Source organism: Phenylobacterium sp. (genome assembly GCF_036402295.1).
GTDB lineage: Bacteria > Pseudomonadota > Alphaproteobacteria > Caulobacterales > Caulobacteraceae > Phenylobacterium.
This window is the reverse complement of record NZ_DASWTE010000459.1, coordinates 1-9,312: the sequence shown is the minus strand read 5'-3', so window position 1 is coordinate 9,312 and position 9,312 is coordinate 1. Positions and strand designations below refer to the sequence as shown.

Below are 9,312 nucleotides of genomic sequence, written 5' to 3'. Positions count from 1 at the left end.
GCGCCCGTCCCGCCGCGCAGGGTGTCGGCGCCCGCGTAGCCGGAGATGATGTCGACGCCGGCCAAGCCGCTGAGCGAGTTGGCGCCGCCGTTGCCGTAGAGGACGTTCGCAAGCTCGTTGCCCGTGCCGTTCACCGAGGCGGTCCCGGTCAGGGTGAGCCGCTCGACGTTGGCGCCCAGGGTGAAGCTGACCGAGCTCATGACCTTGTCGGCCGAGCCGCCCGTCGAGCCCGTCAGGGTCTCGACCACCACGTCGCCGGCGTTGTCGACGTAGTACATGTCGCTGCCCGAGCCGCCGTCGAGCCGGTCGGCGCCGGCGCCGCCGTTCAGCGTGTCGTTGCCGGCCAGGCCGTTCAGGGTGTCGGCCCCCGCGCCGGGCAGCAGCTGGCCGGCTACGGTCGTGGTCGTGTTGATCAGGTCGCCGTAGGCGGTGCCGGTCACGGTGACGCCGCCTGTGGGGGCCGGCGCGGGGGCGGTGGCGGCGCCCGGGTTGACCAGGTCGAGCTTCACGTTGACGAGGCCGATCGTCACCTGCTTGGTGAAGGTCGCGATGTTGGAGCCGGAGATCGTGACGGTGTAGGTCCCTGCGGCCAGAGGCAGGTCGTAGCCGCCGGAGCCGTAGGTCTTCACGACGTACTGGGCGCCGGTGGAGCCGATCGCGGTCACGGTAAGGCCCCCCAGGCCTTCGCCGGGGTCGTAGGCGCGGTCGCCGTCGATATCCTTGTACGCCACGCCCGTCAGGAAGTGCTGGGAGGTGCCGACGAAGTCCTCCGCTGCAACGGCCGACTGCCAGCCCTTGAAGGGACCCACGTCGAACCCGATGCCGACCTGGGTGAACTTGGCGTTCAGGATGTTCGCCTTGTGACCCGGCGAATTCATCAGCCAGTTGTGCAGGTCCCTGACCTCGTCGGCGTATCCGGCCGCGCCGCGCAGGGATTCCCAGACAATGTTCTCGCCCCACGAGTACGCGCCGCTGAACACAAATCCCGCGTCGACCATGCGATCGTAGGCAGACGAGCCGCCCGCGCCCGTATGTGACAGGGTATTGGTGCTGATCATCCAGTCTACATGGGCGTCAGCAGCATCGTTCAGCTTGCCATTGTTCGCCAACGGCTGAACGCCAGCCGTCACGCGGGCAGCATTGACGAGTTCGAGCATGTACTGCTCGTAGATGCTTGGTTCGCTCAATTGTCCCCCGCTGGGCTTGCTCTGGCGGGGCGAACCTTATGGCGGTCGGCGGCCAAACTGTGGCCGAAATCGGCTCGCACCCCGGACATGATGTCGCGCAAATCCGCAGGCTGAGCGTCAATGCGGCGGGTCGATGGCCGCTGGCGTCCGTGACGTTTAAGGACGGGCCCGGCCCAGGGGCGGGCCGGCGGCAGACATGGGGCTTTGGGAGTGCGCGTCTCGGTCATCGGCACGTCGGGTTCGGGGAAGACCACGTTCGCGGGCGCGCTCGCGGCGGCCCTCGGCGCGCGCCACGTGGACCTCGACGCCATCAACTGGCAGCCGGGCTGGAAGGACCTGAACCAGGGCGACCCTGACGAATTCCGCCGCCGGGTGGCTCACGCCGTGGCGGCGGAGGCCTGGGTCAGCTGCGGCAACTACTCGAAGGTCCGTCCGATCGTGCTGGCGCGGGCCACGCACCTAGTCTGGCTGGACTACCCCAAGCCCATCGTCATGGGCCGCGTGCTGCGCCGCTCGTTCGTCCGCGCAGTCAGCGGCAAGGAACTGTGGCCCGGCACCGGTAACCGCGAGCTCTTCAGCCGCTGGCTCGACAGGGAGCACCCGATCCGCTGGGCGTGGGACACCTATGAGCGCCGCCGCCGCGACTACGCCGCGATGTTCGACGACCCGGGGCTCGCCCAGCTGACGAAGCACCGCCTGCGCCATCCGCGCGAGGCGGCAGGCCTGATCGACCTTCTCACCTCATCGCGCGGGCGCCCGCAGGGCGGGCCGGGGGACCCAAGCTGAGTGGGCCACCGCCAGGACGTCGTTGCTGAGGAGCCATGGTCAGGCCCAGGACGAGTCCCAGACGCCGTCCCAATTGACCGGGGGCGGGGATCGTATCAGCTGCCTGGCGCGCTCCAGCATCAGCCGGGATGGCCCGTCCTCGGGCGCCTCCGCTAGCGCCGCCTCGAACGCAGACGCCGCTTCCTCGCAAAGCCCCGCCGTGAGCGCCCGGCGGCCGCGGGCGTAGGCCTCCAGCGCCGCGTCGTGCTGGACCGCGTCGTCGGTCAGCACCTGGAAGATCCGGGCCGGCCGCCGCCGCCCTCGAACCCTCAGCGCGTCCAGTTCACGCAGGCGATGCCCCTCGATCGCGGCGGCCGTGTCCTCGCAGACGACGATGCCGACCCCGTAGGTCTTGGTGACGCTCTCCAGTCGCGAGGCCAGGTTCACACTGTCGCCGATCACCGTGTAGTCCATGCGCTTGGGAGAGCCGATCGTCCCGGCCACGACCTGGCCACTCGCCACGCCGACCCCCAGCTCGACGGGCTGCAGGCCGCGCTCGAGCTGCCGGGCGTTGAAGGCCTTGATCATCGCGCTCATGGCGACGGCGCTGTCGACGGCGTTCTGCGGATCGCGTCCCGAGCTGAGCGGCGCGCCGTACACGGCCATGATCGCGTCCCCGATGTACTTGTCGAGCACGCCGTCGTTGGCCGCCACCGCCTCGAACAGCTCGGTGAAGATCTCGTTGAGCATGTCGACGGTGTCGCGCGGACCCAGGTGCTCGGCGAGGCTGGTGAATCCGCGGATGTCGGCGAAGAGCACGCTCGCCTGGCAGGCGGCGCCGAACAGCAGGTCGTCGTCCCGGGCCATGACCTGGTCCACCACCTTCTGGGTCATGAACCGGCGCATGGCGCCCTGCAGGCGTTTGCCCTCGGTGATGTCCTCCACGATGATCAGCAGGCCCACCCGCTCGCCGCCGGAAATCAGGGGCACGATCGACACGTTGGCCGAGATGGTGTCGCCGCGCAGGGTCTTCACATCTGCGTCCAGCAGCGTCTTGGGCTGGCTGCTCGTGGCCACCGCCTGCAGCTCGGCCGGCAGCCAGGGATTGCTCTGCGCCAAGGTGAGGTTCAGCCCGTCCGGCGCCTCGGCGTCGGGATCGATCCCCAGGATGCGGCGGGCGGCGGCGTTCAGCTTTACGATCCGTGCGTCGCGGTCCAGGGTCACCACGCCCGACGACATCGAACGCAGGATGCTGTCGTTGTAGTTCCGTTCGGAAGCGACCTCGGCGAACAGCGTGGCGTTCTCGATCGCCACCGCGGCCTGGGCGGCGAAGGCCCCCATCCGGGCCACGTCGGCGTCGTCGAACGCGGCGCCGTCGAGCCGGTTCACCGCCTGCAGCACACCCAGCTTGCGGCCATCGCGCGTGACAATCGGCGCCGAGAGGAGGGTCCGGGTCCGGTAGCCGGTGGCCTTGTCGATGGCTGCGTTGAACCGGGGGTCGGCGTAGGCGTCGGTCACCCGCTCGATCACGCCACGCCTGAAGCAGTCGCCCGCCAGGCCCACGCCGGCGGGAAAGCGGATCTCGCGGCTCTCCAGCCCCTCGGCCACCATCGACCACAGCTCGTCGGTCTTCTCGTCGTGAAGGAATAGCGAGCCGCGGTCCGCGTGCAGGATCTGCGAGGTGGCCTGCACGATCCGGCGCAACAGGGGCTCGAGCTCGATCTCGCTGGCGATCGCGATGTTCACGTCCAGCAGCTGGCGAAGCTCGCGGCTGGTCAGTTCCGCCGACGTGATGGCGCCGTCCCACCGCTTCGCCATGATCACCAGATGGCTCAGCAGCATAACGAACATGCCGAGCGGCATGAGGTCCAGGCCCGAGCCCACCTGGGGGATGAACCGGTTGGCGGTGAGGTCGGTGTAGACCAGCGTCGCGAAGAACACGGCCATGCCGAGCAGGTAGACAGCGGCGCCATCCCGGCGCCGCAGGGTCGCCGTCACCACGACCCACAGCACGTAGGCCAGCACGGCGACCCGCACCCACACCGCGTAGTAGGCGACCAGCGACAGCGCCATCAGCCCACCGAACGCGGCGGCGCCGCAAGAGGCCGCGAAATTCGCCGCCAGCACCCCCAGAATCGCCCTGTGGGCCAGCCGCGGGCTCTCCTGCGGGAACAGGTGGCGCGTGTAGAGCACCATGGCGCCCAACGCGAGGATGACCGTCAGGTACTGGATGGCGCGCATCGCGAGCAGCGGCATGGACGGCGCCAGCAGCAGCAGCAGGTTGTCGTGGCTGAACGTCGCCAGCACCGGCATCACGGTCACGCAGGCCAGGCCGAACCACAGCCAGCCCCGCTCCTGACGCCGGACAGCGAAGATCACCGCGCCGTAGCAGGCCAGGAGCAGGCACGAGCTCAGCAGCAGCATCCCGCGCAGCCAGTCCAGCGCGATCCAGCGCGTCATCTGCAGCGCCGGGCCGAACACGGGCGCGGCGTCGAGGCCATTGTCGCGCTCGTAGAAGGCCGAAACGTCGATGCGCAGGTCGATGGGCTCCCCGTCGGCGTCGAAGGTCACGTCGTGGGCGCGGATGGTCGGAACCGTGGACGCCTTCGTAAGGCCGGGCGGGCCATGCAGCGAGAGGACGCGCCCGTTCACGCTCACCCGCGACGCCGCATAGACTGCGGGCACGTGGAGTGTGTAGCGGCCCGGCGCCAGCCCGGAGATACGCAGGCCGTAGCTCACCGCCCCGTGCGTCGGCAGGCCCGTCTCCGGGCCGGACCACAGCCCCGGCACGTCCACCATCAGGGCGGCCCCCGCCGGCGGTCCCGGAGGGCCGCTCAGCCAGCTCAGCCGCCACTGGCCTGACAGTTCTACGGGCGCTGTCAGCGGCCCATGGCGGGAGAAGTCGATCGTCCCGCCGGCCGGCTTCGGCGCCGAGCGGTCGATGGCGGTCACGAAGATCGGCGCGAGCAGCAGGCAGAGCGTGGCGATGATAGCCAGCGCCAGGATCACGACCCCGCCGCGCGGCCCCGCAAGGCGCAAGACCGCCACAGGCTCCGCCGCGCGATCGCGTCGCCCCAATCCCCCCTCCCTGATGGCCTCCGGTGATCGGCCCCGGCGCCGGCCAAGCTTATGACTGACTCAACCGGCCGTCCCGGTCCATGGCCCACCACGCGATTCTTCGCGCGGCAGACCTGTGGCTGGCCGTGGAATGAGGATTAGAGGGGCACGAACACCGGGACGGGCGGGCCGCCTTCGGTGGGTTGGAACTTCACCTTCACGCGCATGCCGATCGCGAGGCCGTCGGGGGCGACGTCGACGAAGTTGGTCATCAGCGACGGCCCCTCGTCGAGGGTGACGTAGCCGATGGCGTAGGGGCCCGTGGGCGAGCGCCACATGACCGAGTAGGTGTAGATCACGCCCGTGCCGGGGCTCTCCTCCCACACCGTCTTGTCCGAGTGACAGTAGGGGCACATCGCGCGCGGGTACCAGTGGGCCTCGCTGCAGGCCTGGCAGCGCTTGATCAGGAACCTGCTCTCGGCCGCGGCGTCGAAAAACGGCTTGGATTCCAGGGTCACCGCGGGGGCCGGGATCGGCCGGGTCATCAGGGCGGGGCGTTCGGTGGTCTCGGACATGCTCAGCCCTCCCGTTCCATGATGACCGTCGCGGCCGCGTGGCGGACGCCCAGCGAGCCGCCGGTGCCGTGCGCCAGGGCCAGGTCGCAGTTGGGCACCTGCACCTTCGGGTGCGCCTCACCGCGCAGCTGGCGGACGGTCTCGATGATCTTGGTGATGCCGCCCCGGTTGGTCGGGTGGTTGTTGCAGAGCCCGCCGCCATCGGTGTTGAACGGCAGCTTGCCGACGCCCGAGATCAGGTTTCCGTCGGCGACGAACTTCCCGCCCTCGCCCTTCGCGCAGAAGCCCAGGTCCTCGAGCGTCATCAGCACGGTGATGGTGAAGCTGTCGTAGATCGAGGCGTACTTCATGTCGGCCGGCGTCACGCCCGCCTCGGCGAAAGCCGGCGGCCCGCTCCAGACCGCGCCGCAATAGGTGAGGTCGAGGTTCTTGCCCCCCAGCGGCATCTTCGGCGCTTCGGCCGCGCCCACCACCTTCACCTTGGGCCGCTTCAGCGACTTCGCCACCTCGGGCGACGTGACGATCACCGCTCCGCCGCCGTCGGTGACCACACAGCAGTCCAGCAGGTGCAGCGGGTCGGCGATCATGCGGCTGTTCACGACGTCCTCGACCGTGACCACGTTCTTGAGGAAGGCGTGCTCGTTCCACTGGGCGTGGTGGCTGGCCGCCACCTTGATCCAGGCCAGCTGCTCCGAGGTGGTGCCGTGCTCGTACATGTGGCGCATGGCGCACATGCCGTAGGTGTTGTGGGTCGAGCCGCCGTAGATGTTCTCGAAGCCGTGCTCGGGCGCGCCGTCCGACAGACGCCCGTCGCGGGGCGCGCCGCCGCCGGGGATTCCGGGACGCCCGCCGCCGTTGCGCGGCCGGCCGGCCAGCGTGATCAGCGCCACGTGGACCTTGCCCGCCGCGATCGCCTGGCAGGCGTGGTTCAGATGCACCAGGTAGGAGGAGCCGCCGGTCTCGGTGGTGTCCATGTGGCGGACGTTCTTCAGGCCCATGTAGTCGACCATGGACATCGCCCCGAACCCGGGCGCGTCGCCGGCGCAGAAGTAGGCGTCGACGTCGTCGAAGCTCAGGCCCGCATCCTCCAGCGCGCCCTTCGCGCTCTCGGTGTGCAGCTGCGCGGTCGTCTTGTCGGGGGCGTCGCGCGTCGGATGCTCGAACGCGCCCATCACATAGGCCTTGCCTTTGATGCTCATCGATCTCCCCAGCCGAGACGAACGTTCGGTACGGGCTTAGCCCCTGCGGACAGGGGCCACAATTGGACGCAGGGTCAGGCGCGCGGTCAGGCGGGCTGCTTTGCCGCGGCGATGCGGGCGTCGCGCAGCGCCGTGCGGCGGACTTTGCCGGCGTCGTCTCGCACCGGCTCGTCCACGAACTCGTACGAGCGCGGCTGCTTGTAGGTGACGAGGCGGTCCTTCAGGTGCGCCTTCAGGTCCTCGGCGGTCACTGCGCCCTTGGCGTTGACGATGGCGTGGATGCGGGCGCCCAGGTCGTCGTCGGGCAGGCCGATGACGGCGCACGACTGCACGGCGGGGTGCTCCTCCAGCGCGGCCTCGATCTCGGCCGGATAGACGTTGGAACCGCCCACCAGGATCATGTCGGTGCGCCGGTCCGCGAGGTAGAGGTAGCCCTCGGCGTCGAACCAGCCCAGGTCTCCCAGGCTCTCCCAGCCGTCGGCGCGGGTCTTGGCCGTAGCGCCCACGTACTTGTAGGTCTCGGGCGTGCCGGCGGCGCGGCGCATGTAGATCTCGCCGACCTCGCCGACGGGCGCTTCCGCGCCGTCCTCGCCGAACACCTTCATCTCGCCGATCGCCACCTGGCCCACCGAGCCGCGGTGGGTCAGCCATTCGGTCCCGGTGATGATGGTGACGGCCTGCGCCTCGGTGCCGGCGTAGAGCTCCATCACCTCGCCTGGCGCGATCCAGTGGATGAAGGCCTCCTTCAGCCAGGCCGGGCAGGGCGCGGCCATGTGCCAGAGGGTTTCCACCGTCGACAGGTCGTAGGCGCCGCGCACTTCGGCCGGCAGATGCCAGATGCGGTTCATCATGGTGGGCACGAGGTAGACCCAGGTGGCCTTGCGCGACTGGATCTCCTTCAGCGTCCCCTCGGGGTCGAAGCGCTGGGTCAGCACGACGTGCGCGCCCAGGCCGGTGGCCGCGGTCAGCATGCCGAACGGGGCGTTGTGGTAGAGCGGCGCCGGGATCAGCACGGTGTCCACCGGCCGCAGGCGGAAGCCGCCGACCTCAGGCGTCTCCTTGGGCGCCACGGCCGGCTGGCCCGCCAGGATCAGCTTCGGCCGGCCGGTGGAGCCGCCGCTGGTGGGGGCCTTCAGGATCGGCGCGGTCACGTCGGGCAGGTCGCTCTCGTCTTCCGATAGTGCGAGCACCTCAGCGGCCTTCAGCACCGGCACGTCCAGCGCGTGGTCGAAGTCGGCGATCACCACCGGCGACTTCGCGAGCTCGACGATGGCCGCGAGCTCGGCCTTCGGGAGGCGGAACGACACCGGCTGCGGCGTCGCGCCCAGCTTCCAGACGGCGTAGGCCGCGGTGGCGAAGTCGACGCTGTTGGGCAGGCCGATGGTGACCAGGTCGCCGAACGTCACGCCCTTCGCCGCCAGCCCGCGCGCCATGCGGTTCGAGCGGCGGTGCAGCTTCGCATAGGTCAGCGTCTCGGGCCCGCAGCTGATCGCCGGTTTGTCGCCCTGCACGGCGGCGTGCTGGGCGAGCTTGGCGCCCAGCGAGATCATCTCGGGCAGAGCTTCGGACACTGGGGCCTCCCACCGCAGGCATTGTCGTTTGGCGGACAATCTCGGAGCTGGCGCAAGGGCAAGCAAGCGGCCCGGTTCAGACTCTGGACTTGGCTGTCGCGGCGTCGGCGCCGCATGTGCGCCGCCTCGAACAACCAGGGACATCGAACGACCATGCTCGAAGGCAACCAGGCCGCCCTTTTCGCCGAACGCCAGCAGGGGACGCTCCCCGGCGTGCTCGGCGTCACCTGGGACGAGGTCGCGAACGGCCGCGCCCGCGGCCGCTTCACCGTCGAGAAGATGCACATGGCCGCGAACGGCTACCTGCACGCCGCCTCGGTGGTGGCGCTCGTGGACACCGCGTGCGGCTACGCCTGCCTGGCCTCGCTGCCCGACGGCGCGAGCGGCTTCACCACCATCGAGATCAAGACCAACTATCTGGGCACCGCCAAGGAGGACGAGACCGTCGCCTGCGAGGCCCGCCTGCTCCACGGCGGCCGCATGACCCAGGTCTGGGACGCCGAGGCGTTCAACGAGACCACAGGCAAGACCATGGCCGTCTTCCGCTGCACCCAGATGGTGCTTTATCCGCGCTGAGACGCCGCGCTTGCCGAGCCCGAACGGATGCGCTAGTTCCCGCCGCTCGCTCAGCCGGCCGCCCGTCAGGGGTGCGCCGTGCAGCTCGTCGGAGAGGTGGCTGAGTGGTTGAAAGCACCGCACTCGAAATGCGGCATACTCGCAAGGGTATCGAGGGTTCGAATCCCTCCCTCTCCGCCACCGGCTATTGAAACTAAAGACTATTTCGGCAGTCATCCGACTTCACCCATCAAAAAGCCCATCAACGAATGCACAGCTTGTCGCATTCAATGCTCGGCACAACCGTGGCCTGAATAAGGGGTCATGAGTCCATTTAGACGTGCGTCCAAGTTCTTCGATCTGATGCCCTGGCTGGAGCTTGGCGACGCAACGTCGCTGCTCA

Annotated in this window: 7 protein-coding genes and 1 tRNA gene; 3 read left to right on the top strand and 5 right to left on the bottom strand. The window is 69.4% G+C overall.

The genetic code is table 11. The annotated features are described in order from the left end of the window. Positions 1-1,187: CAP domain-containing protein (locus VGD44_RS25785; RefSeq protein ID WP_331091542.1), on the bottom strand; the 1,187-nt coding region annotated here is incomplete at its 3' end. Between the two features lie 210 nt (positions 1,188-1,397). On the opposite strand from VGD44_RS25785, the gene VGD44_RS25780 reads away from it, so the two are divergent. After that, positions 1,398-1,973, top strand: a complete 576-nt coding sequence (locus VGD44_RS25780) for a hypothetical protein (RefSeq protein ID WP_331091539.1) — start codon at positions 1,398-1,400, stop codon at positions 1,971-1,973. Positions 1,974-2,012: 39 nt separating this feature from the next. On the opposite strand, the gene VGD44_RS25775 is transcribed toward VGD44_RS25780, so the two are convergent. From VGD44_RS25775 to VGD44_RS25760, 4 genes are all read right to left on the bottom strand, one after another. Then, positions 2,013-5,000, bottom strand: a complete 2,988-nt coding sequence (locus tag VGD44_RS25775) for an adenylate/guanylate cyclase domain-containing protein (RefSeq protein WP_331091537.1) — start codon at positions 4,998-5,000, stop codon at positions 2,013-2,015. Positions 5,001-5,167: 167 nt separating this feature from the next. Continuing rightward, a complete protein-coding gene (locus VGD44_RS25770; RefSeq protein ID WP_331091535.1) occupies positions 5,168-5,584 on the bottom strand; it encodes a Zn-ribbon domain-containing OB-fold protein in 417 nt (138 codons plus the stop codon). A gap of 2 nt (positions 5,585-5,586) precedes the next feature. Further along, positions 5,587-6,783, bottom strand: a complete 1,197-nt coding sequence (locus tag VGD44_RS25765) for a thiolase domain-containing protein (protein WP_331091533.1) — start codon at positions 6,781-6,783, stop codon at positions 5,587-5,589. An 86-nt stretch (positions 6,784-6,869) separates the two neighbouring features. Next, the gene (locus tag VGD44_RS25760; RefSeq protein ID WP_331091531.1) at positions 6,870-8,354 is read right to left on the bottom strand and encodes an AMP-binding protein; all 1,485 of its coding nucleotides are present in this window, start codon (positions 8,352-8,354) and stop codon (positions 6,870-6,872) included. Positions 8,355-8,507: 153 nt separating this feature from the next. On the opposite strand from VGD44_RS25760, the gene VGD44_RS25755 reads away from it, so the two are divergent. Together VGD44_RS25755 and VGD44_RS25750 are read left to right on the top strand one after the other, a co-directional pair. Further along, positions 8,508-8,930 carry a PaaI family thioesterase gene (locus VGD44_RS25755; protein WP_331091529.1) on the top strand — a complete coding sequence of 141 codons (423 nt, stop codon included), beginning with the start codon at positions 8,508-8,510 and terminating at the stop codon, positions 8,928-8,930. 90 nt (positions 8,931-9,020) lie between these two features. After that, a tRNA-Ser gene (locus VGD44_RS25750) sits at positions 9,021-9,110 on the top strand. Positions 9,111-9,312: the final 202 nt, after the last annotated feature.

Bases quoted from the DNA above. Each gene is read 5' to 3' on its own strand.
- VGD44_RS25770 (WP_331091535.1), bottom strand. From the start codon at position 5,584: ATGTCCGAGACCACCGAACGCCCCGCCCTGATGACCCGGCCGATCCCG.
- VGD44_RS25755 (WP_331091529.1), top strand. From the start codon at position 8,508: ATGCTCGAAGGCAACCAGGCCGCCCTTTTCGCCGAACGCCAGCAGGGG.
- VGD44_RS25765 (WP_331091533.1), bottom strand. From the start codon at position 6,783: ATGAGCATCAAAGGCAAGGCCTATGTGATGGGCGCGTTCGAGCATCCG.